The 24332-nt window shown below is 64.8% G+C and carries 23 protein-coding genes and 1 tRNA gene; 11 read left to right on the top strand and 13 right to left on the bottom strand.

The window, feature by feature from the left end; genetic code table 11:
* Window positions 1-125 precede the first annotated feature (125 nt).
* A complete protein-coding gene (locus J8I29_RS09350) occupies window positions 126-764 on the bottom strand; it encodes a hypothetical protein (RefSeq protein ID WP_181161030.1) in 639 nt (212 codons plus the stop codon).
* Window positions 765-1109: 345 nt separating this feature from the next.
* On the opposite strand from J8I29_RS09350, the gene J8I29_RS09345 reads away from it, so the two are divergent.
* The 3 genes from J8I29_RS09345 to J8I29_RS09335 all read left to right on the top strand — a co-directional run bounded on the left by J8I29_RS09345 (window position 1110) and on the right by J8I29_RS09335 (window position 2939).
* Window positions 1110-1784: a 50S ribosomal protein L21 gene (locus tag J8I29_RS09345; protein WP_105860977.1), complete on the top strand. Its 675-nt coding sequence runs from the start codon at window positions 1110-1112 to the stop codon at window positions 1782-1784.
* A gap of 120 nt (window positions 1785-1904) precedes the next feature.
* Entirely contained in the window at window positions 1905-2174 is a 270-nt protein-coding gene (gene rpmA, locus J8I29_RS09340) for a 50S ribosomal protein L27 (protein WP_068283371.1), read from the top strand.
* A 132-nt stretch (window positions 2175-2306) separates the two neighbouring features.
* Window positions 2307-2939, top strand: coding sequence for a GNAT family N-acetyltransferase (locus J8I29_RS09335; protein WP_209431440.1), 633 nt, complete (start codon window positions 2307-2309; stop codon window positions 2937-2939).
* On the opposite strand, the gene J8I29_RS09330 is transcribed toward J8I29_RS09335, so the two are convergent.
* Complete coding sequence (locus J8I29_RS09330; RefSeq protein WP_209431439.1) at window positions 2878-3552, bottom strand: FecR family protein; 675 nt, start codon at window positions 3550-3552, stop codon at window positions 2878-2880. The two genes, J8I29_RS09335 and J8I29_RS09330, sit on opposite strands and share 62 nt — an antisense overlap.
* Before the next feature lie 280 nt (window positions 3553-3832).
* On the bottom strand, window positions 3833-4108 hold the full coding sequence (locus tag J8I29_RS09325) for a sulfur globule protein precursor (RefSeq protein WP_105860974.1): 276 nt from the start codon (window positions 4106-4108) through the stop codon (window positions 3833-3835).
* A 76-nt stretch (window positions 4109-4184) separates the two neighbouring features.
* Between J8I29_RS09325 and J8I29_RS09320 the strand changes: the two genes are divergently transcribed.
* Window positions 4185-4379: a hypothetical protein gene (locus tag J8I29_RS09320; RefSeq protein WP_209431438.1), complete on the top strand. Its 195-nt coding sequence runs from the start codon at window positions 4185-4187 to the stop codon at window positions 4377-4379.
* Between the two features lie 77 nt (window positions 4380-4456).
* On the opposite strand, the gene J8I29_RS09315 is transcribed toward J8I29_RS09320, so the two are convergent.
* Both J8I29_RS09315 and rpmB read right to left on the bottom strand, forming a co-directional pair.
* The gene (locus J8I29_RS09315; protein ID WP_105860973.1) at window positions 4457-5455 is read right to left on the bottom strand and encodes a TerC family protein; all 999 of its coding nucleotides are present in this window, start codon (window positions 5453-5455) and stop codon (window positions 4457-4459) included.
* Window positions 5456-5808: 353 nt separating this feature from the next.
* Window positions 5809-6099: a 50S ribosomal protein L28 gene (gene rpmB / locus J8I29_RS09310; RefSeq protein ID WP_105860972.1), complete on the bottom strand. Its 291-nt coding sequence runs from the start codon at window positions 6097-6099 to the stop codon at window positions 5809-5811.
* Window positions 6100-6422: 323 nt separating this feature from the next.
* Here rpmB and J8I29_RS09305 point away from each other — a divergent pair.
* Window positions 6423-6498: transfer RNA gene (locus tag J8I29_RS09305), tRNA-Thr, on the top strand.
* 212 nt (window positions 6499-6710) lie between these two features.
* Here J8I29_RS09305 and J8I29_RS09300 read toward each other — a convergent pair.
* The 6 genes from J8I29_RS09300 to J8I29_RS09275 all read right to left on the bottom strand — a co-directional run bounded on the left by J8I29_RS09300 (window position 6711) and on the right by J8I29_RS09275 (window position 14540).
* Window positions 6711-7823 (bottom strand): TauD/TfdA family dioxygenase, encoded by a 1113-nt coding sequence (locus tag J8I29_RS09300; RefSeq protein ID WP_209431437.1) that lies wholly within the window; start codon window positions 7821-7823, stop codon window positions 6711-6713.
* Window positions 7824-8152: 329 nt separating this feature from the next.
* The gene (locus J8I29_RS09295) at window positions 8153-8698 is read right to left on the bottom strand and encodes a hypothetical protein (protein WP_209431436.1); all 546 of its coding nucleotides are present in this window, start codon (window positions 8696-8698) and stop codon (window positions 8153-8155) included.
* Window positions 8699-8714: 16 nt separating this feature from the next.
* On the bottom strand, window positions 8715-11027 hold the full coding sequence (locus J8I29_RS09290) for an NADP-dependent malic enzyme (RefSeq protein ID WP_105860965.1): 2313 nt from the start codon (window positions 11025-11027) through the stop codon (window positions 8715-8717).
* A 197-nt stretch (window positions 11028-11224) separates the two neighbouring features.
* Entirely contained in the window at window positions 11225-12088 is an 864-nt protein-coding gene (locus J8I29_RS09285) for a glycosyltransferase family A protein (protein WP_105860964.1), read from the bottom strand.
* A 15-nt stretch (window positions 12089-12103) separates the two neighbouring features.
* On the bottom strand, window positions 12104-13045 hold the full coding sequence (locus J8I29_RS09280; RefSeq protein WP_245196823.1) for a glycosyltransferase: 942 nt from the start codon (window positions 13043-13045) through the stop codon (window positions 12104-12106).
* A gap of 4 nt (window positions 13046-13049) precedes the next feature.
* Window positions 13050-14540 carry a lipopolysaccharide biosynthesis protein gene (locus J8I29_RS09275; protein WP_209431435.1) on the bottom strand — a complete coding sequence of 497 codons (1491 nt, stop codon included), beginning with the start codon at window positions 14538-14540 and terminating at the stop codon, window positions 13050-13052.
* A gap of 498 nt (window positions 14541-15038) precedes the next feature.
* Here J8I29_RS09275 and J8I29_RS09270 point away from each other — a divergent pair, with 498 nt between their 5' ends.
* Window positions 15039-15905: a glycoside hydrolase family 16 protein gene (locus J8I29_RS09270; RefSeq protein WP_209431434.1), complete on the top strand. Its 867-nt coding sequence runs from the start codon at window positions 15039-15041 to the stop codon at window positions 15903-15905.
* A 17-nt stretch (window positions 15906-15922) separates the two neighbouring features.
* On the opposite strand, the gene J8I29_RS09265 is transcribed toward J8I29_RS09270, so the two are convergent.
* Window positions 15923-17347 (bottom strand): hypothetical protein, encoded by a 1425-nt coding sequence (locus J8I29_RS09265; RefSeq protein ID WP_209431433.1) that lies wholly within the window; start codon window positions 17345-17347, stop codon window positions 15923-15925.
* Window positions 17348-17923: 576 nt separating this feature from the next.
* On the opposite strand from J8I29_RS09265, the gene J8I29_RS09260 reads away from it, so the two are divergent.
* Window positions 17924-19027 (top strand): glycosyltransferase family 4 protein, encoded by a 1104-nt coding sequence (locus J8I29_RS09260; protein WP_209431432.1) that lies wholly within the window; start codon window positions 17924-17926, stop codon window positions 19025-19027.
* On the opposite strand, the gene J8I29_RS09255 is transcribed toward J8I29_RS09260, so the two are convergent.
* On the bottom strand, window positions 18994-19812 hold the full coding sequence (locus tag J8I29_RS09255) for an APH(3'') family aminoglycoside O-phosphotransferase (RefSeq protein ID WP_209431431.1): 819 nt from the start codon (window positions 19810-19812) through the stop codon (window positions 18994-18996). The two genes, J8I29_RS09260 and J8I29_RS09255, sit on opposite strands and share 34 nt — an antisense overlap.
* Window positions 19813-19937: 125 nt before the next feature.
* On the opposite strand from J8I29_RS09255, the gene J8I29_RS09250 reads away from it, so the two are divergent.
* The 4 genes from J8I29_RS09250 to J8I29_RS09235 all read left to right on the top strand — a co-directional run bounded on the left by J8I29_RS09250 (window position 19938) and on the right by J8I29_RS09235 (window position 23896).
* Window positions 19938-20501 carry a GNAT family N-acetyltransferase gene (locus J8I29_RS09250; RefSeq protein ID WP_209431430.1) on the top strand — a complete coding sequence of 188 codons (564 nt, stop codon included), beginning with the start codon at window positions 19938-19940 and terminating at the stop codon, window positions 20499-20501.
* 67 nt (window positions 20502-20568) lie between these two features.
* Entirely contained in the window at window positions 20569-21447 is an 879-nt protein-coding gene (dapF, locus tag J8I29_RS09245) for a diaminopimelate epimerase (protein WP_209431429.1), read from the top strand.
* Complete coding sequence (mtaB, locus tag J8I29_RS09240) at window positions 21444-22682, top strand: tRNA (N(6)-L-threonylcarbamoyladenosine(37)-C(2))-methylthiotransferase MtaB (protein WP_209431428.1); 1239 nt, start codon at window positions 21444-21446, stop codon at window positions 22680-22682. Before dapF ends, mtaB begins: the two co-directional genes overlap by 4 nt.
* A gap of 398 nt (window positions 22683-23080) precedes the next feature.
* Window positions 23081-23896, top strand: a complete 816-nt coding sequence (locus J8I29_RS09235) for a DUF3108 domain-containing protein (protein ID WP_209431427.1) — start codon at window positions 23081-23083, stop codon at window positions 23894-23896.
* The last annotated feature ends 436 nt before the right edge of the window (window positions 23897-24332 follow it).

The raw sequence follows: 24332 nt of genomic DNA, 5'->3' as shown, positions 1-24332 counted from the left end.
CCCCGCCGGCTACCGCGACGAAAACCGGCAGGGCCACACCCGCTCAAACCCCTTCGAGGGGAAAGGGGTCTGCACACTTTGCTTGTCGCTCTCGCCGGAGGCTATTTCCGGCGGAACAGCAGCGATCAGATGCCCTTCTCGATGGCCTCGTTCAGGTCCTGATATTCTTCGCAGCCGGTGCCGCAGAGCGTCTTGATGGTGTCGAGCTGTTGTTTTGCCAGATCGAGCCGGCCCTTGATCACATAGGCCTCGCCCAGATATTCGCGGACCTGGGCATAGTGGGGATCGGCCGCCACCGATTTCAGATAATAGCCGATGCCCTCGTCGGTCCGGCCGAGCTTGCGCGTGGCATAGCCGCGATAGTTGAGGGCCTTGGCGGTATTCGGATCCTTGAGCAGATCCAGCACCTGCAGCGATTCGTCGTAGCGGTCGGCCTTGGCGAGCACCCAGGCATAATTGGCCATGTCGTCATCGGGCAGCGCTTCGGATTTCAGCTTGAGGCAGGCTTTCTTGCGGGTGCTCCAGACCTGCCCGCGCGGGCAGGTGGTCATGTCGGTGATCGGCTTGCCCTTGGTGACACCGCCCCCGCCGCTGGAGCCACTGCCGCCGCCTCCACCACCGGCACCACCGCCGGAACCACCCCCACCGGAACCGCCACCGCCGCCGCCCCCGCCCGCGGCAAGAGCCGCACCCGCGGCCAACAGGAAGGCTGTCGAAAGAGCGGTGACCGCCAGGCGGCGCGTCGAGGATCGGTTCAAGGACATGCTGTCTCTCCCTTGCATGGATGTCGGGAAAACACATGGGGAGGGAAATTATTCGCCGGCGGGCTGTACTGGGTCGCCGGCAGTCGGACCGCCGGACGCTCTTGCAGAAAATAGGCTTTACTTCCTTGACTCTGCGGCTCTCGGCTGTATAAGCCACGCCAGCGCGCGGCCTTTGGGCCGCGTGCCTTTTTTCGTGGCCGTTCATTCCTGCGGGGAAGGACGGCGAATATCAACGACTGGAAAAGCCGGCCGCTGCGGGGACTTTGCTCAGGCAAGGACCCGATCCGTCGCGTTCCCCTTCAGGAAGGCAAGGCGGGCGAAAGCCGGGTCCGAACGAGGAAAAACATGTTCGCGGTCATCAAGACGGGCGGTAAGCAATACCGCGTCAATCAGAACGACGTTCTCCGCATCGAGAAGCTCGATGCCAAGGTTGGAGAAGTCATCGTATTCCCCGAAATCCTGGCCGTTGGCGGTGACGCCGGCCTGACTTTCGGTACTCCCACGGTTGCCGGTGCTTCGGTTGCCGCCGAAGTGGTCGAACAGGACCGTGATGACAAGGTCATCGCTTTCAAGAAGCGTCGCCGTCAGAATTCGAAGCGCAAGCGCGGCCATCGCCAGCACCAGACCGTGGTGCGGATCTCCGAGATCCTCACCGGTGGCGCCAAGCCTTCCAAGGCTGCCGCCAAATCGTCGGAGAAGGCCGCCGCCAAGGCTGCCAAGGACGAGGCTCCCGTTGCTGCCGCCGCCGTTCCGGCCGGTGATCTCGACGCCTCCAACCTCTCGCTGATCTCGGGCATCGGCCCGACCATCGAGAAGAAGCTGCGCGCCGCCGGCATCAACAGCTGGAACGACATCGCCGCCTGGACCGAAGCCGATATCGCCAAGTGGGATGAAGAGCTCTCGCTTCGCGGCCGCGCCACCCGCGAAGAGTGGGTCGTCCAGGCCAAGGAACTGCTGGACGGCAAGCCGCCCCGCGCCAAGGTCGACCAGGCCGAGCAGGCTTCCGGCAAGGACCTCTGAGCCGATTTCGGACGGATGGGGTCGACAACAGCCCGGCTTTCGGGCATTGTCGCCCCCGATTGATGGATTTCACCGCCGTGTCACAGCACCGGCGTAGATAGAATTCGAGGAGTTATCGCCATGGCTCACAAAAAAGCAGGCGGTTCGTCGCGCAACGGTCGTGATTCGGCCGGTCGTCGCTTGGGTGTGAAGAAGTTCGGTTCGGAAGCCGTCGTCGCTGGCAACATCATCGTGCGCCAGCGTGGCACGAAGTGGCATCCGGGCGTCAATGTCGGCATGGGCAAGGATCACACGCTCTTTGCGCTTACCGACGGCCGAGTGGATTTCCGCACCCGAGCCAACGGCCGAATTTACGTCAACGTCGCCACGACCAAAGTAGCAGCAGAATAATCCCGGCGGGACTTGAAAGCTCCGCCGGCTCCACTGGACCGGCGGACCTGAAAAGACCCCATTTGGGACTCCAGGTTGACGCAGGGGCGGTGGAGAAATCCTTCCGCCCCTTCTTCTTGCCAGGAGCCCATCATGCCCCCCTTCAAGTCTCTCCCGGCCACTGTCGTTACCTCGATCGAGATCGAGACCCTGCGCCTCGTGCTGCGCAAGCCGCATCAGGGCGACGTGCCCAGCATGGCGCGCCTCGCCAATGATTCGGCCGTGGCGCTGATGACCGGGCGCCTGCCCTTTCCCTATGGCGAAAGCGACGCGGCGGATTTCGTGCGCTATCAGGACGAGGCCCGCAGGACGGGCAAGGAGCTCGCCTTCGCCATCGAGTGCAGGGAGACCGGCGCCTTCTTCGGCTGCATCGGACTGCGTTTTCCCAAGCGGGAGGTCGCGGAGATCGGCTATTGGCTCGGCCGTCCCCATTGGGGCCAGGGGCTGGCCACGGAAGCGGCGCGGGCCCTGATCGATCATGGCTTCTCGACGCTGCCGATCACCTCGATCACCGGTGAATGCCGGGTGATCAACGAGGCCTCGCGGCGGGTGATGGAAAAGTGCGGGCTGCGCTATGTCAATTCGGGCCTGCAGCATGCGCCGGCCCGCGGCGGCGCCCTGCCGATCGATCGCTTCAGCCTGGCCCGCCCCGATTGGGCGAGCTTCAAGGCTTGGGTGCCGGCCGTCGTCCGCGAGGCAGCGCCGCTGGCGGAGCTGACTCCATAGAAGCTCCGCCGATCACGGAGGCTTCCGCCTGGGCGATGCGCAGCGTATTCCAGCTCGTCGGTTCGGACGGCGCTTGCCGGGCGTTGACGAGGTTGGTACCGAGGCCATTGGTGAGGGTCACCTGGCCGCCCTTGGTGGCGACGGTGACCACACCATGCTCGACGAAGACGCCGAAGACCCCTTCGCTGGGGCCGGCGAAAAACTTGGTGCCGCGGGCGGCGATCAGGCCGAATGGCGTGGTGACATTGAGCGGACCGGACGGCTGGTTGTCGGGCCGGTCGAACAGCATGGCGCCGCGCTCCAGCACCAGCTCCCCGCCCCGGTCCACCAGAAACTTGTCGATGCGCACCCTGGTACGCTCGCCCAGGGACAGGCGGGTGGCATCCCCGAGCCGGGCCGCCAGCCGGGCACCCTCGCCGGTTACCAGCATATCGTCGATGAAAACCGGCTCGCCGGCCTGGAGGGCGCGTTTCTCGCCCCGCAACTGCCCGGTGGTCTGCCCCGTGACGGTCAGCACGGTGCCGACCTCGACGATCTGCATCGCCGAGGCGACACCGGGCCGCAGCCCGGCGAGGGCCAGGCCTGCAAGCACGGTACGGCGGTGAATCAGCATGACGACGCTTCCTTGTCTCTAACCACCCCGCGGGCGGAAAAGCCACGAAACACAATCCTTGTCCGAATGCCATAGGCCAAGGATTGTGTCTGGGCCGTGACAAGTGGCACGTGGCTGCACCGGATCCCATTCCCGGTCGAGCCCGGTGCCGCAGAAGGTGACTTAGAGCATTTTGCAATTCGGCAGAAGCACCCGGAATCGCAAATGCGCATCGAACCCGGTTTGGAGATCGGGCTCGATGCTGTGGAGCAAAGCCGTGTTCGGTTAAACGCGCTCTTTATTAGTAGCCGCTGCGTTCGCAGACGCGCTGCCGCCGCTTGACGTAGCGCCCGTAATAATCGTCATACACCCGCACGACGCGATAATAGCAGCGGGGACGATATTGCCGGCGATAACCGCCGCCATAGTCGTCATCGTCATAGCCGCCGCTGTCGTATCCGCCACCGCCATATCCCCCGCCACCATATTGGGCGGAGGCCGGCAATGGCGCCAGGGCGGCCGCGCCCAGCACGGCGCCCAGCAGCAGATAACGGAGCTTCAGGCCGGAAATCGTCATCGCAGTTCTCCTCGTTCGAACACGATTCCGAAAAGCAAGGCCCGGTAAGCCGTGCGGGCAGGCTTTCGGATGATGATTGCTCAAAAGCGCTGCCTGCCTGGAGGAGAAATCGCACGAAACCATTCCGGCCATGCCGTCCGGCATGGTCGTTGCCTTCTTCCCCCCGGACGCGAAACGGATCGCAGGACCCGTCCCGGCGACGCCGATCGGCTCCCTTGCGCCGCAAGGAGCAGACGAACCCGATCAAGCCATCATCACGCCGTCAGTCTAACCTGTCTGTTCCCGCTGAAACAGATCAACTTTTGCGGGAGTCGGCCTTTCTTCTCTACCGTCATCGGGAGGGAGCCGTCAGGACGATACGCTCGACCTATCCTGGCCGCGCGTCTTCCACAACGAGAAGAGGATGCCGCCGACGATGATCGCAACGGTCACGATCAGGGCGAGAGCCGGATCGACCTTGCCGACGAGATGGCCCCAATAGATCTTGCCGCCGATGAAGACGAGCACGAGGGCGAGCGCATATTTGAGGTAATGGAAGCGATCGATCATCGCCGCCAGCGCGAAGTAGAGCGCCCTCAGGCCGAGAATGGCCATGATGTTGGCGGTATAGACGATGAAGGTATCGGTGGTGATCGCCAGGATGGCCGGCACCGAGTCCACGGCGAAGACGATGTCGGCGACGTTGATGACGATCAGGGCCAGCAGCAGCGGCGTGGCGTGCAGCAGGTTCCTGCCCGTGGCACGGTCCGGCTGGCGCACCACGAAGCGGTTGCCATGCAGGCTCTCGCTGATGCGCATGTGGCGGCGCAGGAAGCGGACCAGCCAGTTCTCCTTGAATTCGGTATGGTCGTCCGAGGCCACCAGCATGCGCAGGCCGGTCAGGATCAGGAAGGCCGCGAAGATATAGAGCACCCAGCCATAACTCTGCACGATGCTGGCGCCGGCCGCGATCATGATGCCGCGCAGCACCACGGCCGCCAGGATGCCCCAGACCAGGGCGCGATACTGGTAAGCCGCCGGCACGGCGAAGTAGCGGAAAATCAGCGCGATGACGAAGACATTGTCGATCGACAGCGATTTCTCGATGAAATAGCCGGTGAAATAGTCGAGCGCCGGGCTTGTGCCGTCGGGGCGGGTATCCATGCCCCACCAGATGGCACCGCCGAAAGCCACGGCGATCGCGATATAGACCGCCGACAATTTGAAGCTGTCGGCAACGCTCAGCACCTTGTCGTCGCGGTTGAGCACGCCGAGGTCGAAGGCGAGCAGCAACGCCACGAAGGCGAGAAAGGCCAGCCACATCCAGGCGGGCTGGCCGGCAAAGTCGGAATACAGGAAATCGAGCATGACGCCGGACCCTTTTGCTTCGAAAAAACAATCGAAGCCGGCTCCGACATCACGGCATGCTTGCGCTAACCGTCAGAGGGGCCCGGTAACCGGCGCTCCTGCATCGCCGAAACAGGGGGCCGCCGTCAAGGCCGAGCACATTAAGCTTTGCTCATCTGGCGCAAGACAAGGCAGTCGCGCTGGAGCGTTTTCCAGAAAAGTTGATGGACTCTTCGATTAGGAAAACGCGCCAAAACAAGAAATTGGAGAACAAAGTGCGATTCGGAGAAATCGCACTTTGCTCTGGGCGCCCGGACAACGAAAAAGGCCGGAGCGCAAGGCCCCGGCCCGAAAAGTCAGAGATGCAACCAGCCTTAGTGGGCGGTCGTCATTTTCTTTTCGATTTCGCGCTTCAGGCGCAGGGCCGGCGCGGTAAGCTCATGGTTGGAGGCCTTGATCAGCCAGGCGTCGAGGCCACCATTGTGCTCGACGGTGCGCAGACCGGCAGCCGAGACGCGCAGGCGCACGGAGCGGCCGAGCACATCGGAGATCAGCGTGACGTTGTGCAGGTTCGGCAGGAACTTGCGCTTGGTCTTCACGTTCGAATGGCTCACCTTGTGGCCGGTCTGAACGCCCTTCTCGGTCAGCGAGCAACGGCGGGACATGGGTCTATCCTTCTCGATTCGGAACGGCCTCGCTGCGGCGGGGCCAGGGCAGATCCGCAGGGACCTGCCGGTGTTAAGAGGGTCCGGCAATCCTGCCCGGCTTGCGCCGACAGGACCGCTTGGGCAAAAAGAAAACCGCCACCCCTGTTGGGGGCGGAACCTCCCGCCAAAATTTGTGTGGCTTGCTATAGTCGGGAGCTTGTGCCGCGTCAAGAGTTTGACTCTAAACTTACGGCGCATGCGCGAGAGGGCTTGCCTTCCGCTGTGCTTGCCTGTATCAGGGCGGCGCATCCGAAAAGGATCGCCTTCTGAAGACCGTTGGCGCCGCTTTAGCTCAGCCGGTAGAGCACATCATTCGTAATGATGGGGTCGCGTGTTCGAGTCACGCAAGCGGCACCACTCTCGCCATTGAAACCACCCGACATTTCTGATCCGCCAGGGACCGCGAAGCAGCTCGCCGGCAGTCGCTGCGGCGTATGCGTGTGGTCCATGAGGGGGAGGTCGCCTCCGGCCGACGGGCGCAGGCCGCGACGCGCCGCTCTCCGAGCCCCGGCGAAAGCGACATATGGCGGCTTACGCCGTCATATGTCTGGGCTTTTACCGTCGGTGCGCTAAAGCGATGCTCCGTCGTGCCGCCGGTCGAGCACCCGGATGCGGCTCTCGAACTCGCCCCTGTCGACATAGCAGCCCTGCAGGTGGCGGAAACCCGTCGCCGGGTTGAAGGCTTCGCGCCCATGGAGCGTCCGCCGGTTGTCGAATACCACCATCTCGCCACCACGCAGACGCAACGCAATGACGAAGGCGGGGTCCCGAGTGCGCTTCATGAAGGCCCGGTAGGCCCGATAGAACGTGCCCAGCTGGTCCGCCGGCAGGTCGATAAGATCCGTCAGGTGGGCGTTGTAGCGGATTTCGTCGAGCCGTCGATCGGGACGCAGAGTGATGACCGGGCGGCGCAGACGAATGTCATAGGCCCGGTCGTGGAAGCGAAAAGGCAAGGCAACGGTCGAAAGCACGCGGAACGCCTCGGGGTCAGTCTCCCGCAAGTCCTCGGCGATGGCAAAGCTGTCCGCGAAGACGGAGCCGCCGCCTTTGGCTTCATTCGCGATGCAATGCAGAAACTGGAAGCCGGGAGGAATTTCCTGGTTTGCCAGATCGGTATGCAAGGCGAGCGCCTGGGCGGTGTAGGCGAGATTGTTGGGGTCGGGCTTCGAAACGACATCGAAGACCTTGCCGAAATTGGTCTCGCGCAGGAAGCCGATGCGCTGTGCAACGTCGAGGCCTTGTCCGGGGGCCAGGCCGTCCACCAATGAAAGGCCGAGGCTCTGCGTGGTGACGAGAAAGTCGAGGAGAACCCTGTCGTCGGCGAGAATCTCCGCACCTGAAAAGCGCGGCAGTTCCGGCATGTCGGCAGCCCGCCAGATCTTGCGAGGTAACGCGGCTGCATCGGGACGAGGCACTCCGGGCTGATGTGCCAGGAGCCAGCTTTGCTCGAAGCGGCTCACATGCCCGTCCGGCCAGGTTATCACCAGTTCATCGTCGCAAGTCTCCGCGCTGGCCGGCTTCAAGTCGTCAGGAACGGACAGAAGGTCGAAGTTCCTCTCCTTGGTTTGCGGATCGAAGGCCGTGGGGCAATTGTCGCGGAGCCAAAGGAATGGAAAGACAATGGGAGAAGCACCGTCATGGCGCAATTCGAGAGCCTGATCGCTCAATCGTGCAATCTGCATGGGAAACTATCCTGTGATGTGGGGTGAGAGACACGCGCACGGCTTCACCGTGGCGGCGGCCACCACATCTGGGGTTTGCCGTAGCGAAACCCGCGCAAGCGCAACAGGATGATGAGCGTCTTGGGCACGCAGGCCTTCCGTGAAGGGACGCAGCAAATTGCTGCCAGGATCACGGGGTGTCAAGCCGGGCCATGCCCGAGATCATTGCCTGCCGTCCAGTCCCGGTCATCCTAGAGCAAAGCGCGTTCAAGCGTGAACGCTTATTTGCTCTAACTCATTGTTCTGACGCGTCTTTGCGATTCTTGGTGACTCCGTCTAATCGCAAAACGCTATAGCCAGAATTCCGGATAGGTCGCCGGGCTTAGGCAGTTGCGATCAGCCTGCGGCGGGTCGATCAGGCGATTCGCCAAGGGCAGAAGAAAAGCCTCCACGGCCTCGGCTGACAAAATGACGGCCTGCGTGACCTCGAAGGGCGACTCGACATCGCTCATGCTGAGCTCGAGCCGGCCCGGATGTAGATAAACAAAAACCGTATGCCCGCCGAGGGTGACATGGCCGGGCTGCCGGATGCGCAGCGGCCCGGGCGCGATGCGGACGAAACGCTCGAACGCCTCGGCCGTATAGCTCACGCCTGGGATCGGCTGAGGAGCGTCGACGGGAACGGGATCGGCGGCGATGCCGAGTATCCCGAGAACCTCCCTGATGTCCGGGACCGTGCCGGCGAGTGCGATCGCCGCCAGAAGCCGGTCGCCGTCTCCCGCATGGCCGCCATAGGCCCGGCAGAAGCGGAAATAGCGGAGCCGGCGAGCCCACTCCGCGATTTCCGCACGGCTGTGGCGCTCGAACAGATAGCGATTCCAGCGCTCGTCGTTCACCGGCCTCCAGCCCCGCTCACCCGCCGATATTGGCCGCCGCCAGCACCGCCATGTTGACGAGGTCGGTGTCCTTGGCGGCCAGCGGCACGATCTGCACCGGCTTGTCGAGGCCGACCAGGATCGGGCCGATCACGGTAGCACCGCCGAGTTCCTGCAGCATCTTGGTGGAGATCGAGGCCGAGTGGAACGCGGGCATGATCAGCACATTGGCAGGCCCCGACAGGCGGCAGAACGGATAGAGCGCCATGGCTTCGCGGTTGAGCGCGACATCGGCGCCCATCTCGCCGTCATATTCGAAATCCACGCGCCGGCGGTCGAGGATGCGCACCGCCTCGCGCACGCGCTCGGCCCGCTCGCCCTCCGGATGGCCGAAGGTGGAATAGGCCAGCATCGCCACGCGCGGCTCATAGCCCAGGCGCTTGGCCACCGAAGCGGCTTCGATGGCGATGGCAGCGAGTTCCTCCGAGGTCGGCATATCGTGCACGGCGGTGTCGGCGACCAGCACCGTGCGCCCGCGGGCAATGGCGATGGAAAGGCCGAGGACGCAATGGCCCGGCTTGTCGCTGACCACGCGCCGGACATCCTCGAGGGCGATCGAATAATTGCGCGTCAGGCCGGTGACCATCGCGTCGGCATCGCCCATCGCCACCATGCAGGCGGCGAAATGGTTGCGGTCGATCGAGGCCAGGCGCACGCAATCGCGCATCAGATAGCCCTGGCGCTGCAGCCTGTCATAGAGATATTGCGCATAGGCATTGGTGCGCGGCGAGATGCGGGCGTTCTGGATCACCATGCCCTCGCGCAGCTCGACACCGGCAAAGGCGGCGGCGGCTTCCACGCGATCCTCGCGGCCGACCAGAATGGCGGTCCCCAGTCCCTGATTGACGAAGGAGGCGGCGGCGCGGATCACGGCCTCCTCCTCGCCCTCGGCGAACACTACGCGCTTGGGCGAACGGCGGACCCTGTCGAAGATGCCGGCCAGCGTGCCGGCGACGGGATCGCGGCGCGCCGAGAGCGCCGCGCGATAGGCGGCAAGGTCGGGGATCGGCTTGCGGGCGACGCCGGTCTCCATCGCCGCCTTGGCCACGGCCACGGGCACGCGCGTCATCAGGCGGGGGTCGAAGGGCGCCGGGATGATGTAGTCGCGGCCGAAGCGCGGCCGCGCGCCCTGATAGGCGCTCGCCACCTCGTCCGGCACCTCTTCCTGGGCAAGCTCGGCCAGGGCCTGGGCTGCCGCCACCTTCATTTCCATGTTGATGGCGGTGGCATGCACGTCGAGCGCGCCGCGGAAGATATAGGGAAAGCCCAGGACGTTGTTGACCTGGTTGGGATAGTCGGACCGGCCGGTGGCGATGATGACGTCGTCGCGCACGGCGTGGGCCTCGTCCGGCGTGATCTCCGGATCGGGGTTGGCCATGGCGAAGACCACCGGATTGGGCGCCATGGAGCGCAGCATCTCGGTGGTGAGGGCGCCCTTGACCGAAAGGCCGAAAAAGACATCGGCACCGTCGAGTGCCTCGGCCAAGGTGCGCCGGTCCGTCTCGGCGGCATGGGCGGACTTCCACTGGTTCATGCCGTCGCTGCGGCCCTTGTAGACCACGCCCTTGGTGTCGCAGAGCAGGACGTTGTCCGGCGCAAAGCCCATGGCCTTGACCAGCTCGACGCAGGCGATGCCGGCCGCCCCGGCGCCGTTGACCACCAGGCGGGTGGAGGTGATGTCGCGCCCGGTCAGCTTCAGGCAGTTGAACAGGCCGGCGGCGGCGATGATGGCGGTGCCGTGCTGGTCGTCGTGGAAGACCGGAATGTCCATCAATTCCTGGAGACGCTGCTCGATGATGAAGCATTCGGGCGCCTTGATGTCCTCCAGATTGATGCCGCCGAAGCTGGGCCCGAGATAGCGCACGGCGTTGACGAAGGCGTCGGCGTCCTTGGTATCGACCTCCAGATCGATCGAATCGACGTCGGCAAAGCGCTTGAACAGCACGGACTTGCCTTCCATCACCGGCTTGGAGGCCAGCGCGCCGAGATCGCCGAGGCCGAGAATGGCGGTGCCGTTGGAGATCACCGCCACCATGTTGCCCTTGGCCGTATAGTCGTAGGCCAATGCCGGATTCTCCGCGATCGCCCGCACCGGCACCGCCACGCCCGGCGAATAGGCGAGCGAGAGGTCGCGCTGCGTCGCCATCGGCTTGGTCGGCACCACTTCCAGCTTGCCGGGCTTGCCCTGGGCGTGGAACGCCAGAGCCTCCTGGTCGGTGAAGCTGGGGCGGGCTTGATTGGAGCGGACCGGGGTCGAGCCGACTTGGCGCGGCGGTTTCTTATCCGTCATTGCAGGGGCGTTTCCATTATCAGGGGAACCGACCCTAAGCAGAATTCCCGCCTTCGTCCACGGACGATCCGGCGAAAATCCGCGGCATTGAAGGCCTCCGGCCCGGACAATTCATGTCCGCAAACATCTTTGGTGCGACGCGTTCTTGCGATTCCCGGCAATTCCGCCAAATCCCAAGCCGCGCCGGCGAGGAGGCGTCAGGCCGCCCGGCGGCCGTCGCGATAGCCCTCCAGCCGGCCCTTCAGTGTGTTGAGGTAATAGATCGCCCGGCCGCGCTGGCCCCGCGCCCGACTGAGCACATAGCCGCCGAAGGAGCGCAGCATGTAGTTGAAGGAATAGAGCGCGCCCATGCGGTGCTTGGCCAGCACATAGCCCATGCCGCGGCCATAGCCGCGCGCCTTCTGCTGCATGCGAACATCCATCATGTCGATGCGGATCTCGGGATGATGGCCATAGATGGCGTCGTCGTAATAGGAGCGATAGCCGCGCTCCAGCATGCGCAGCACGATATCCGGCGCTTCGCAGGCCTGCCATGGCGAGGTGGCGCCGACACCGACATCCTCGTCATAGCCGCCGACGGCCTCGAAGGCCTCGCGCCTACAGAAGGACACCCATTCGATCAGCGTGTCGAAGACGTCGCGGGCGCCGGTCCAGCGGGCGCCCTCGGCGAAGCGGCCATTGATCGAGCGCCCCGTCTCGTCCGCGGCCCGGCCGTTGACGATGTCGGCCCCCGTTTCCGCGAAGGTCTTCAGCACCTTTTCCAACAGCCAGGAGGGGTAGGTGCAATCATCGTCCGGAAAGCCGAGCAGTTCGCCATGGGCGACCTTGGCGCCGTTGTTGCGCGCCCGGCTCGCACCCGGCACGCCCGGCGTGCGCAGATGGCGGATCGGGAAGGGACGCGTCTTGCGCGCCAGCACCTCGGTGACCCGTTCGTCGCGATTCTGGTCGACGATGATCACCTCGAAATCCTTGAAAGTTTGGGTTTCCAGGCTGTCGAGCATCAATGCGATCTCCTCGGAGCGTCCGAGCGTCGCCATCACCAGTGAGAAATGTACGGTCATCGTCTGCGCCTTGACCTACAATTTGAGAATCCGCGCAGGATCGAGACGCCCCCGTACCAGATCCCACAAAGCCAGAAGATTGCCGGCGAGCCGCCCGCGCCGGTCGGTCCAAGGCTCCGGAAAGGCGCTCTTGACCAGATTGGAAGCCAGGTTCTCCATGCTGCCCTCCAGCACGCCGCGCAGGCTCATATTGCCCTTGCGCATGATGTAGACGCGATTGGCGATCTGCGAATAGCCGAGCCGCCGGCCGGGGCTGCGGCCGCCGGACTTGGTGCCCAGATGCACGCCGCGCAGGCGGCCGCTCTTGACGATGCGGCCGAAGGGCGCGAGCTGCCGGGAGAAGTCGACGTCCTCAAGCCAGGCATAGAGCGGCAGCTTCTCGTCGAAGGCAAGCCCGTGCCGACGCACCGGCTCGAGCCGCACCGCCATGTTGCAGCCATAGCCGTTATAGACCGGCTCCAGCGTCTCCGCCCCCCGATTGGGACCGGCCGCCTCCAGCCTGTCGAGGCCCTCGCGCATGCCGAGGCCCGCGCCCGGCGCGCCATCGGCCAGCACCGTGCCGGTCACCATGACCACGTCGGGATTCTCGGCGAACAGCCTCACCGTCTCGGCCAGGAAATCGGGAGCAGGCAGAAAATCGTCGTCGAAGAACATCACGATGTCCGCATCGGTGGCGGCCATCAAGGCATTGCGCTGATGCGGAAGGCCCACCGGGCCCGCGATCATCTTCAGGCCCGGCACGAGCTCGCGGAGGGCGGCCTCGTCGGCATCGGCAGGCTTGGCCGGGCAGATCAGGAAATCGTCGGGCCGGCGCTCCTGGCCCATCATCACCCGCACGGTTTCGGTCAGCACATCCCGCCGGCCCGCCGTCGCGATCGCGACGGCAATCCGCATGTTGTCATGCGCCTTCACGCCGGTCTCTCCATGATGCAGGTCTTCCTTGCCATCGCCACGCATGTCGTCACGTCCTGAACCGAAGCCGTGCCCGGGACATGAGCTGGTCGACCAGCCCGGTCAGCCCAAGTGCGTCGCCGAACCAGCGCGACATCAGATAGACACTGCAAACATAAGTCACGACATAGACCGCGCCGGCAGCGCCGATCCGGACCAGATTCATGACGATGTCCGTACTGTCTTGAAACAGGGTCGAAACATAGACCAGGAAAAGCGCACTGATCACCAGGGCTGCACAAGGCCCGACAAAAGCGGCAAGCTGGGCGCGATAGCCCAGCCCGATCATCGATTTCACCGCCATCATGGTCGAGACCAGCACCGCAAGCGTGGCGAGCGCCTTGGCGGCGATCGCTCCCATCACCCCGAAGGACAGGATACCGGCGATGGTGAGGGGCACGCGCACGGCAAACTCCACCAGGTTCCTGAACGTGATCTGCCGCGACTTGTTGAGGCTGACGGCCAGGGGCGCCATCGGCAGCGCCGGGATGGAGCCGATGCAGGCCAGCGCGATGCCGGTGAGGATGGGGGCGGCCTCGGCCCATTGCGCGCCGAGAAAGACATGAATCAGGTGCTCGGCCATGATGGCGCCGAAGCACAGGATCGGCGCCATCAAGAGGAAGATGCCGACGCTCGCCTTGAGATAGCTGTTGCGAAGGCTGCCATTCTGATGCGCATTGACGAAGGCCACGTTCAGCGGCGTCCCGAGCGGGGCAGCCAGGACCTGGAACGGCAGCGAGGAAAGATCATTGGCCATGACATAGCGGCCGAAGGCGGCGGGTGGAATGAAACGGGGCAGAATGAACCGGTCCGCCTGCCAGTTGATGGCCGAGAGGATCTGCGACATCAGGTTCCAGGTCAGAATGTCGGCAAAGACCGGCCAGGCCTTCAGCGTCAGGCGCGGGCGCATCGGGGCGAGCCAATAGGAACCGGCCAGGGCGACGAATGCCACCAGGATGGTTCCGAGCGCGATCGCCCAATAGCTCCGCGTCAGGATCGCCACGATGATCGCGGTGGTCACGGCAATGGTCTTGCTGGCGATGTCGAGCCCTGCCTGGCGGCGGAAATCCATGCGCCGGTTGAATTCCACCAGTTTGGGGCTGACGCAGCCGCGCATGGCGGGCGCCAGGGCCAGGCACATCACCAGTGGCACCAGCCGGGGCTCGCCGTAGAAGATCGATATCGGCCAGGCACAGAGAATGAAGAAGGCGGCAATGATCAGCCCGCGCAGGGCTCCCAGCGTGAAGGCGGTGCTGTAGACCTCCTCCGCCGGCTCGGGGACGCGCAGCATGGCGGCGCCGAGCGGCAGCTCCATCACGGCCTCGACGATGAAGATCAAGGTCATCGCCATCGCGACCAGGCCGAAATCGCTGGGCCCGAGGAAACGGGCCAGCACGATCAGCGCAACGAAATCCACCGACTTGCCGGCAAGCCGCGCTCCGGCCGTCCAGGCACCGGCCTTGGCCGTCTGCTTGGAGAGAGCCCCGATCTTACCGTTCATGACGACGAAGGTCTCCTGCTCCCCGCCCTCGTGGGGGCCGGGCAGTTTCAAAGCCGGCGCTCAAGGCACCGCGCCGCCAGTGAGGGTGTGCGATCGGGATCATCATCGAGGTTGGATTATATGGAACGTGAATGTCACGGCGCGACGACCGAGGCCTTTCATCACTGAGTTAAAAAAATCTCGACCTGGACGTGCATCTCCCAGGTCGAGCATCAAAACAAGCTGCGGCCGGTCAAGCCGCGGATGACCGCCGATCATGACGGCTGCTACCAGCGACAGCCATTTTATGCAAAGGCCTCGCAGGCTGACAGCTATCCATTCGAAGGATCGCCAAAAGGGAGTGACTCCCCCCCTTTTGGGAGGTGGCCCGCGCCACGGCCTCTGGGCTATCCTCGCGCAGCCCGGCAAAGACCGGCGGCTCCCAATCATCACACATCCGCAGCCCGTTGCAACGCTCCGTCGATGGGGCATCCGCGAGCCTGAAAGGAATTCGTACCCATGAGCCCCATCACCCGGCGCCTGTTCCTGGCTCTTCCCGCCCTGGGCCTGTTCGCCGCACCGGCATGGGGGCAGGCCGTACCGGATCTCAGCGGCTACAAGCTCATCTTCAAGGACGAGTTCGACGGTACCGAACTCGACCGCGACAAATGGCATATCGGCACCAATCCCAAGGGCGAGCAATGGGGTTCCGACAGCTATTTCGTCACGGCCAGCCAGGCGGACGCCGAACTGTTCGGCCAGGTCTACCAGGTGGCGGACGGCAAGCTGCGGATCCGGGCCAACCACAAGGCCGACTTTGCCGATCCCACCGGCTGGAAGCGCAAATGGTATTCCGGCATGATCAGCACGGCTTTTCCGAACGGAAAACCGCCCAGCGCCGCGTTTCGGCGCGGCTATGTCGAGATCCGCCAGAAATTCCCGGCCGGAAAGGGCGTGTGGCCGGCCAACTGGGCCCTTAATCTGAAATCGCAGACCCCTGAGGGCGATCCGCTCGGTTCCATCGAGATCGACGGGCTGGAAGCCTATGGCGTCGACATGACCATCTTCCACACCATCGTCCACAATTGGGGGAACAAGACCTCCTCCCCCGCTATGTCGCGGAAGCTTCCCGACCTGAGCGCCGACTTCCACACCTATGGCTATCTGGTGGAAGACGACAAGGTTTCCGCTTTTCTCGACGGCAAGCTGGTCCAGACGGTTTCGCTGTTGCGGGCCGACAGCGTCGACCGCTTCTTCTGGATGTTCAATCTGGCCATGGGCGGCGGGTGGCCGATCACTGTTCCGGAAAGCGGCCACTATGACATGCTGATCGACTATATCCGCATCTATTCCAAGGATTCGGACGCGGTTGCCATCAACCCCTGATCTCTAACCGGTGATCTCTAACCCATGACCTCGGCTCTGGCCGGCCGAACGGTCTCCGCCGTCTGCTTCCTGGCCCCCGTTTCGAGATCGCAGGTGGCGCAGGCAATGCCGGCCAGCATGTAGAAGGGCAGTCCGAGATCGATCAGGGTACCCGAGATCGTCGCCATGATCAGGCCGACGAGGCAGCCGATCCGCACGGCGGCACGCACCTGGATCGTCGCCCAGTCGAGAGGGCGGATCGCCGGCTTGAACAGCACCATCAGGATGAAGATGCCGTAGGTGAGCGCACCGATGGCGCCGAGATTGGCCAGAACCGCCAGCGGGAAGCTGGAGGCGCGCACCGTGCCGATGCCGGCTCCCAGCCCATAGGTCGCGAAGAATGTTTCGAGCGCCGTCTGGTTCCACATGCCGCGCTCCGCCGCCGACTGGCTCGTGCCCTTGTTCAGCACGAAGTCCTGCATCATGCCGTAGATCGTTTCCGCCAAGGAGGGCGTAAGCAGTACGGCTGCGGTGATCACGGCAAGCAACAGGGGTGCGAAGGCGAGATAGGCATAGACGCTGCGGGGCAGTGGCCCGCCGCGCACCAGGCGCAGCAGGGATTCGGCATAGATGATCGCCAGCACCACCGGCAAGGCGACATAGCCGCTGGTAGAGGTGCAGAAGATCACCAGCAGCATGTTGATCAGTGCCAGCCAGAAGGTGAGCTGGGGACGGATATTGCCGAGCCAGAGCCGGAAGGCAAAGCTGCCGGCCCACATCGACGAGGAGGCGAAGGCCGCGGCCTCGGTGAAGGAGCCATTGATGCGCTTGAGGCCGTTGACCACCGTATCGTCGTGAATGGTGTAGGTGGCGTTGCGCATGAAATCGAGCAGGAAGGCGGTTCCCGTCCAGAAGGTCGCGAGATCGACGACCGCGAAGAAGATATTGAGGGCGCAATAGGCCAGGGCCGCCTTGGTGACGGCTTCCAGGCCTTCCCTGGTCCGGGCGACGATATAGCAGACCAGAAAGCAGACGATGTCGCCGATGAAATAGACGCTCTGCGTCAGATTGCCGGTGGTGGGAGAAAGCGGCACCAGAATTGGCGCAGAAGGGCCATCGGTGGCGCCGATGGCGGCCACATAGGCCGCACCGGCGAAGAAGCGCGGCAGGATGAAGGCGCCGACGATGCCGACAGCCGCAGTGGCGACGAACCAGAATCCCTCGCGCGGAAAGGTGAGCCGCGCCGTGACGACCGACCAGATGCCCGGGCGCGTCAGGACGGATGCCGCCGTGAAGCCCAGCAGCAAATGGGCCGGTTGGATCGTGGTGCCCGCCAGAATCAGCGCGGCGGAAGAACCGAAGATCATCGACAGGATGAGCATGGAGACGCCGAAAACCGGGCCCCGCCTCAGGACCATGATCCCGAGCAGAATGAAGAAGATGCCGATGGGTTCCAAACTCACGCCAGGCCCTTTCTGTCTGCCCCACAGGCCCGTTTCGGCGGAAACGCACCCTGCCCTCACTCCTAGCCTCGGCCCGGCCCTGCGGCATTCGAAATCGCGTCACGCCGCGGGAGAACCTGTCTTCCGGCCGAGGGAAAACCTTCCGGAATGGGCCCGCTCGCGCAAGAGATGCGGGCCGGTTCCGCTGAGGGGACAGTATCACATCATGGCGCGCGATGATTCCGGCTCGAGCGCCCCGCCGAAGCATGGCAACGCCGCGGCGACACCGGCCCCGCAGGGCGGTCCAGCGGGCTTTTCTAGACAATGGCGCCTCCAGCCGACAGATACCCATTCGACGGATATCAAAAAGGGAGGGAGCCCCATCCCTTTAGCCAAGTGGCTTGCGCCGCGCTTTTGTGGATTATTCTCGCATCGTCTTGGCCATGCTGCCGCCTGTTTCGCGTGTTGAAACTTGACGGAGGGACCTTGCCATCGCGGTCGGCCCCGGCGACGCAACCACTCCATGGCGACGAGCTCTTCGCAAGCCGCATCGACAATGAACCGTTTGGCGTTTGCCACTTCCAACGAGAGCCGGCCTTGCGCATCCTTCATGTCCTGAACCATACGCGTCGCCTCAACGGGCACGTGCACCTCACCATCGATCTCGCCTGCATGCAGGCGCAGCTCGGGCATGAGGTGGCCATCGCCAGCGGCGACGGTGACTTCGACGCCTTGCTGGCCGCCCACGGCGTGGAGGTCATCAGGATCGACCAGCGCCAGAAGCCCCTGGTCGCGCTGCGTGCGGTCGCCGCGCTGACCCGGCTGCTGCGTTCCCGCCGTTTCGACATCGTGCATGCCCATATGATGACGAGCGCCGTGCTGTGCTGGCCGGCCTGCAAGGCGGCCGGCGTGCCGCTGATCACCACCGTTCACAACGAGTTTGCGCGCAGCGCCGTCGCGATGGGCGTCGGCCGGCGGGTCATTGCGGTGAGCGATGCCGTCGCCCGTTCGATGGCCCGGCGCGGTATCCCCGCTTCCCGCATCCGCACCGTGCTGAACGGGAATATCGGCTCGCCGCGCCTCTCGGCACCGGCCGGCCCGCCCGCGGCCCTGGGTACGCCGTCGATCCTCTATGTCGGCGGCCTGCACCCGCGCAAGGGCGCCCCCGTTCTCCTGCAGGCCTTCGAACGCGTCGCCAGGGCGGTGCCCGAAGCCTCGCTCCATTTCGTCGGCGACGGACCGCATCGTGCCGAATACGAAGCCATGGCAGCGGCCATGCCATGCGCGGCGGCGATCACCTTCCATGGTGGCTGGGACGACCCGCGGCCTTTCTTCAGGGGAGCTGATGTCTTCGTGCTGCCGTCCCTGGCCGAGCCGGCCGGGCTGGTCCTGTCCGAAGCCAGCGAAGCGGGCTGCGCCATCGTCGCCTCCGATGTCGGCGGCGTGCCGGAAATGCTGGATGGCGGCAAGGCCGGCCTGCTGGTGCCGCCCGATGATCCCACCCGCCTGGCCGAGGCCCTGGTCTCCCTGCTCACCATCCCGGGAGCCCTGGCGGAGGCCAAGAGCCGCGCAAGCGCCAATGCCGCGCGCATGACCCTGGACCGCGTGGTCGAGGAGACCTTCGCGGTCTATCGCGAATGCCTGCCGGCCTCAGCCCCAGGCAGGTCTCAGCCCCAGGTCAGCGGATCGAGGCTTAGATAGAAGTCGAGCCTCTCCCGGTCCGGCCGCTCCAGCCCGAGTACCTCGAACAGGCTGGCGAAGGCCGCTTGCGCCTGATCCGGGCCGGACCAGCTCTCGCCGGCGTTGGCCAGCATCAGCGCAAGATCGACATAGCGATCTGCCGTGCCGAGACGGCCGAGATCGATCATGCCGGTGCAGCGCAGCGTGGCGGGATCGACCATGAAATTCGGCATGCAGGCATCGCCGTGGCAGACGACGCGATCCCCGGCCTCTTCCGCCAGGCGTTTTTCACGTTCTGCCTCCAGCGCAAGAAGGAGATCGGCCGGATCCGTCTCCTGCTGCTCCGGCCGCAGGAAATCCGGATTGACGGCGCCGCGCGACACCACGTCGGCCGCGCGCGCCAGCATGGTCGACAGGCCGCGTTCGAACGGACAATCCTCCGCCGCCAGCGCATGCAGCGCGCCGATCCGCGCCGCGATCGACGGCCAGGCCTGCAACAGTTGGCGGCCATCGAGGTCGCTTGCCGGCACGCCGGGCACCGCACTGGTGATGAGGCAGGCACCCTCCTCCCCTATGCGCCAATCGAGCATCTGCGGCGAGCCGAGATTGAAGCGGCTCAGCCACTCGATCCGTTGACGTTCCCCTTCCAGAGCCAAGGCGCCCCGGCCCTGTGATATTTTGGCGAAGGCTGCGCCATCGCTGCGGCGATAGACGCTGTCGCCCGACTCGCCGTGGCTGACCGCCAGCCATTCTTTTCCCGATGGCAGGGACGGCAGCAGGTCGCGGATGAAGAAGGTCGAAGGCATGGCGAATCGCTCCGAATCGGGAGCCGCGACCATAATGCAGAATAAGGCGGCAGCCGGACGGGCGCGCCGCAAGCCGACTGCCCTCGAACGATCATGGTTGGATGCCACGGGAAGGAGACCTGCGCATGGAGCTGACCACCCGCCCCCTTACCGCCGGACTTTGGCCCGCCTTCGAGACCCTCTTCGGCGAGAAGGGTGCAAAATCCGGCTGCTGGTGCATGTATTGGCGGATCGGGAGCCTCTATCGCCGGCAGGCAGGCGCCCAGAATCGCGACGCCTTCCGGGCCGTGGTCGAGGCTGGACCGCCGCCGGGCCTGCTGGCCTTTGTCGCCGCGGACCCTGTCGGCTGGTGCCAGATCGGGCCGCGCCGTTCCATCCCCCATATCGACCGCCTCTGGCGGCTGCGATCTCCGGACCGCAAGCCGGTCTGGTCGATTTCCTGTCTCTACGTCGCCAAGGACGTCCGGCGGCAGGGCGTCGCTTCCCACCTGGTCAAGGAGGCGATCGACTTCGGGCGCAGCGGCGGCGCCACCATCATCGAGGCCTATCCGATCGACCGACGCATGTCGCCTTCCTCATCCTCCACGGGCTTCATGACCACCTTCGAACGGCTCGGTTTCCGGCCTGTCCCCTCTCCGACGCCGGAGCGGCCGATCCTGCGTCTCGAACTCGGGCATGCCACGGGCTGAGCGGCACCCCATTGGTTCGCAGGGGCTTTTGCCCTATATCAAGGGCCTTCAACCACTCGGAAGCACCATGTCTGGCCTCGCCAACCGCCCCTATCTGAAGATGAACGGCATCGGCAACGAAATCGTCGTGCTCGATCTCACCGATGGGTCGCATGCCGTCACGCCGGCGGAGGCCCGCGCCATTGCGGCGCATGAGCCGTTCGACCAGCTGATGGTGCTCTATCCGCCGCAGCAGGCGGGAACAGACGCCTTCATGCGCATCTTCAACAGTGACGGTTCCCAGTCCGGCGCCTGCGGCAACGGCACGCGCTGCGTATCCTGGTATCTGATGCCGGTGCTCGGCAAGGACCGCCTGATGCTGCGGACGCCGACCAGCCTGGTCGAGGCCCGGCGCGCGGGAGCGGATTTCGCCGCCGACTACTTTACCGTCGATATGGGCCCGCCGGCCCTGGACTGGCAGGCGATACCCCTGGCCCGGGACGCCGGCGACACCAGGGCGATCGACTATGCCTATGGCGCGGCCGAGGCTCCCCTCCTGCAATCGCCGAGCGTGGTGAGCATGGGCAATCCCCATGCGGTGTTCTGGATCGACCGGGACCCCGCCGAGATCGACCTCGCGGCCATCGGCCCGGCCATCGAGCACGATCCCCTGTTTCCCGAGCGGGTGAATGTCTCGATCGCCCAGGTGCGCGACAACAGCCAGATCGTGTTGCGCGTGTGGGAGCGCGGTGCCGGCCTCACCCGCGCCTGCGGCTCGGCCGCGTGCGCCACCGGCGTGGCTGCGGCGCGGCTTGGTCTCACCGGACGAAAGACCCGCATCAGCCTGCCGGGTGGCGACCTCCTGATCGAATGGCGCGAGGCCGATGGCCACGTGCTGATGACCGGTGCGGCGGCACTCGAGCATGAAGGCCGCTTCGCGGCCTCCTGGTTCGCCGACGCGGCATGACCGAGATCGTCACCTTCGGCTGCCGCCTCAACATTCACGAATCCGAGGCGATGAAGACGGCCATCGGCTCGCGTGACGATCTGACCGTGGTCAATTCCTGTGCGGTGACGGCCGAGGCGGCGCGCCAAGCCAGGCAGACCATCCGCCGGCTCAAGCGCGAGAACCCGGAGCGGCGGATCGCCGTCACCGGCTGCGCGGCGCAGACCGATGCCAGCCGCTTCACCGCCATGCCGGAAGTCGACTTCGTGGTCGGCAATGCCGAAAAGCTGAAGGCCCGGACCTGGGCATCCCTGAACGAGATTTCGGGCAAGCTCGTAACCTCCGACATCATGGCGGCCGACGACATCGCCCTACCCGAGATCGAGCGCTTCGAGGGCCGGGCACGCGGCTTCGTGCAGATCCAGAATGGCTGCGACCACCGCTGCACCTTCTGCATCATTCCCTTCGGCCGCGGCAATTCGCGCTCCCTGCCCCCGCAGACGGTGATCGCGCAGATCCGCCGCCTGGTCGAGGCCGGTTACAAGGAGATCGTGCTGACCGGGGTGGACCTCACCAGCTATGGCCCCGATCTCGCCGATCCCCTGCCCCTGGGCACGCTGGTGCGCCGCATTCTGCGCGAGGTGCCGGAACTGCCGCGCCTGCGCCTGTCCTCCATCGATTCGATCGAGGCCGATTCCGATCTGATGCGGGCCCTGGCCGAGGAAGACCGGCTGATGCCGCATCTGCATCTGTCCCTGCAGGCCGGCGACGATCTCATTCTCAAGCGCATGAAACGCCGGCATTTGCGCCAGGATGCGATCCGCTTCTGCGCCGAGGCCCGGCGCCTTCGGCCCGACATCGTATTCGGAGCCGATTTGATCGCCGGCTTTCCCACCGAGGACGAGGCGATGTTCACCCGTTCGCTCGATCTCATCGAGGAGTGCGGCATCACCTATCTGCATGCCTTCCCTTTCTCGCCCCGCCCCGGCACGCCGGCGGCGCGCATGCCGCCCGTCGACGGGACCGAAGTGAAACAGCGCGCCGCCCGCCTGCGGGAGGCTGGCGACCGAGCGATGGCACGCTTTCTTGCCGGCGAGATCGGCGAGACCCGCGAGATCCTGATGGAACGCGGCGGCATGGGCCGCACCATGCAATTCGCGGCCGTGCGTCCCGACAGGCCGGATGCCGCGGGCAGCTTCATGCGTGTGCGGATCGAGGCGCACCAAGGCCGGGAGCTGACGGCGACGGCTTTGTAGGCGGCGCCAGCGGGCGTTTCACCGAACGGCGTACGTCTCAGCCTATGATTGCATGTCGCGATGTCCGCATTTTGGAACGGGCCGAGCGGCGGCAGGAGGGCGATCCGGATGCCCGCGCTCCTCATGACACAATTGCGCCATCTCTGATTCATCGGCCATTCAGCCAATGGGCGCCAAGATAGCTTCGGCAGCAATGGCATCGGCAAGATTTACGCAACGTTTACCTTGTTAGAATGTATGTGGAAGATTCCATGCGCATGACGGACTCGCCGACTGCAGCCTCGTGCCGAAAAGTGGACGCCGTTTTCGGCGAGAATGACGCGACGACAACAACCTATGGCGCCGGGCCCCGAACCCGAATTCGGATCCGTCGCCATAAGCGGCTCCCGGAGACCGGCGTGACGATATCGCATTTCTTTCGATCGGCGCTCGGCGCCAGCCTCTTGATCGCCGCCGGCCTGGCGCCTTCCCTGGCGGTGGCAGCCAGTACCAGGACAGCGATAAACTACGGTGTCACCCTTGCGGGCTTCCCCATCGGCACGGCGAACCTCGCCATCAATCTGAGCGATGGCGGCCCCTACAAGATCGACGCCTCCGCGAAGGTGGGCGGTCTGATCCGGCTGATCAGTGACGGGCGCGGCTCGGCCTCCTCGTCGGGAAAGCTCGGTTCCAGCCAGGTCCGGCCGACGGCCTATACCCTCACCTCCGTGGCGGGCAAGAAGCCGCAATCCGTGCAGATGGCGCTCGCAGGCGGCAATGTTACCGCCCTCCAGCTGCAGCCGGACCTGCCGCCGCGCAAGGATCGCGTGCCGCTCACGGACGCCGACAAGCATGGCGTGATCGACCCGCTTTCCGCCGTGCTGGTCCCCGTCAACGGCGGCGCGGTCCTGGATGCCTCGGCATGCCGGCGCTCGCTTCCGGTGTTCGACGGCGCGCAGCGTTTCGACATCAAGCTCTCCTATGCCCGTACCGAGCAGGTCAGCGGCAAGGGCTATGCCGGCCCCGCCATCGTCTGCTCGGCGCGCTATGTGCCGATCGCAGGGCACCGGCCTGCGCGCTCCCAGACCAAGTTCATGGTCGATAATCGCGATATCGAACTATGGTTGGCGCCGATTGGCGAGACCCATGTGCTCGCTCCGTTCAAGATCATCATCGGCACCCAGATCGGCCGTCTGACCCTCACCGCCTCCCGCTTTGGAGGCGACGCAGACTGAAACGTATAGGGCTGTCCCGAAGCGGGACAGCGAGGTTAAGCTCGGGTGCGTCGATCCCGGCACAGTTGGGATTTGGTCGTCGGCGGGGCCAGGTCCGCGCTCTTTTTAGCCGACTATCGATTGGCTTGTGTCCACTCGGCGGAGAACCGGCCATCTCCCCCGCTAGGTAGCGCTTTTGGTACATTCCGCACGGAATCGAAGCGGGAATGCCCATTTGCCGCGTTCCGGTGTGCTACTTTACGTCCGCGGGGCCAGTATCGCTCGATCGCGCGACCACTGGGAAAAGCCTGGGCCCTTGCCGATTCGTCGGTGATTCGTTCAGGGTTCGGCTGCACTTTCCGCGGGGATTAACGGCGGGCGCCCTACGTTACCTTGCCGGCTTAGTTTTCTGTCAACCATGTCGAGGCGGACAGAACCGCGCCACAGGACGTCCTTG

Source organism: Labrys sp. LIt4 (assembly GCF_017813775.1).
GTDB classification, from domain to species: domain Bacteria; phylum Pseudomonadota; class Alphaproteobacteria; order Rhizobiales; family Labraceae; genus Labrys; species Labrys okinawensis_A.
Note: the sequence above shows the minus strand (reverse complement) of the source record. Positions and strands in the feature narration are given on the sequence as shown.

What these genes read in the sequence shown, in the direction of transcription:
- J8I29_RS09350 (WP_181161030.1), bottom strand. Translation starts at nt 764, where the DNA reads ATGTCCTTGAACCGATCCTCGACGCGCCGCCTGGCGGTCACCGCTCTT.
- J8I29_RS09345 (WP_105860977.1), top strand. Translation starts at nt 1,110, where the DNA reads ATGTTCGCGGTCATCAAGACGGGCGGTAAGCAATACCGCGTCAATCAG.
- rpmA (WP_068283371.1), top strand. Translation starts at nt 1,905, where the DNA reads ATGGCTCACAAAAAAGCAGGCGGTTCGTCGCGCAACGGTCGTGATTCG.
- J8I29_RS09335 (WP_209431440.1), top strand. Translation starts at nt 2,307, where the DNA reads ATGCCCCCCTTCAAGTCTCTCCCGGCCACTGTCGTTACCTCGATCGAG.
- J8I29_RS09330 (WP_209431439.1), bottom strand. Translation starts at nt 3,552, where the DNA reads ATGCTGATTCACCGCCGTACCGTGCTTGCAGGCCTGGCCCTCGCCGGG.
- J8I29_RS09325 (WP_105860974.1), bottom strand. Translation starts at nt 4,108, where the DNA reads ATGACGATTTCCGGCCTGAAGCTCCGTTATCTGCTGCTGGGCGCCGTG.
- J8I29_RS09315 (WP_105860973.1), bottom strand. Translation starts at nt 5,455, where the DNA reads ATGCTCGATTTCCTGTATTCCGACTTTGCCGGCCAGCCCGCCTGGATG.
- rpmB (WP_105860972.1), bottom strand. Translation starts at nt 6,099, where the DNA reads ATGTCCCGCCGTTGCTCGCTGACCGAGAAGGGCGTTCAGACCGGCCAC.
- J8I29_RS09300 (WP_209431437.1), bottom strand. Translation starts at nt 7,823, where the DNA reads ATGCAGATTGCACGATTGAGCGATCAGGCTCTCGAATTGCGCCATGAC.
- J8I29_RS09290 (WP_105860965.1), bottom strand. Translation starts at nt 11,027, where the DNA reads ATGACGGATAAGAAACCGCCGCGCCAAGTCGGCTCGACCCCGGTCCGC.
- J8I29_RS09285 (WP_105860964.1), bottom strand. Translation starts at nt 12,088, where the DNA reads ATGACCGTACATTTCTCACTGGTGATGGCGACGCTCGGACGCTCCGAG.
- J8I29_RS09280 (WP_245196823.1), bottom strand. Translation starts at nt 13,045, where the DNA reads ATGCGTGGCGATGGCAAGGAAGACCTGCATCATGGAGAGACCGGCGTG.
- J8I29_RS09275 (WP_209431435.1), bottom strand. Translation starts at nt 14,540, where the DNA reads ATGAACGGTAAGATCGGGGCTCTCTCCAAGCAGACGGCCAAGGCCGGT.
- J8I29_RS09270 (WP_209431434.1), top strand. Translation starts at nt 15,039, where the DNA reads ATGAGCCCCATCACCCGGCGCCTGTTCCTGGCTCTTCCCGCCCTGGGC.
- J8I29_RS09255 (WP_209431431.1), bottom strand. Translation starts at nt 19,812, where the DNA reads ATGCCTTCGACCTTCTTCATCCGCGACCTGCTGCCGTCCCTGCCATCG.
- J8I29_RS09250 (WP_209431430.1), top strand. Translation starts at nt 19,938, where the DNA reads ATGGAGCTGACCACCCGCCCCCTTACCGCCGGACTTTGGCCCGCCTTC.
- dapF (WP_209431429.1), top strand. Translation starts at nt 20,569, where the DNA reads ATGTCTGGCCTCGCCAACCGCCCCTATCTGAAGATGAACGGCATCGGC.
- mtaB (WP_209431428.1), top strand. Translation starts at nt 21,444, where the DNA reads ATGACCGAGATCGTCACCTTCGGCTGCCGCCTCAACATTCACGAATCC.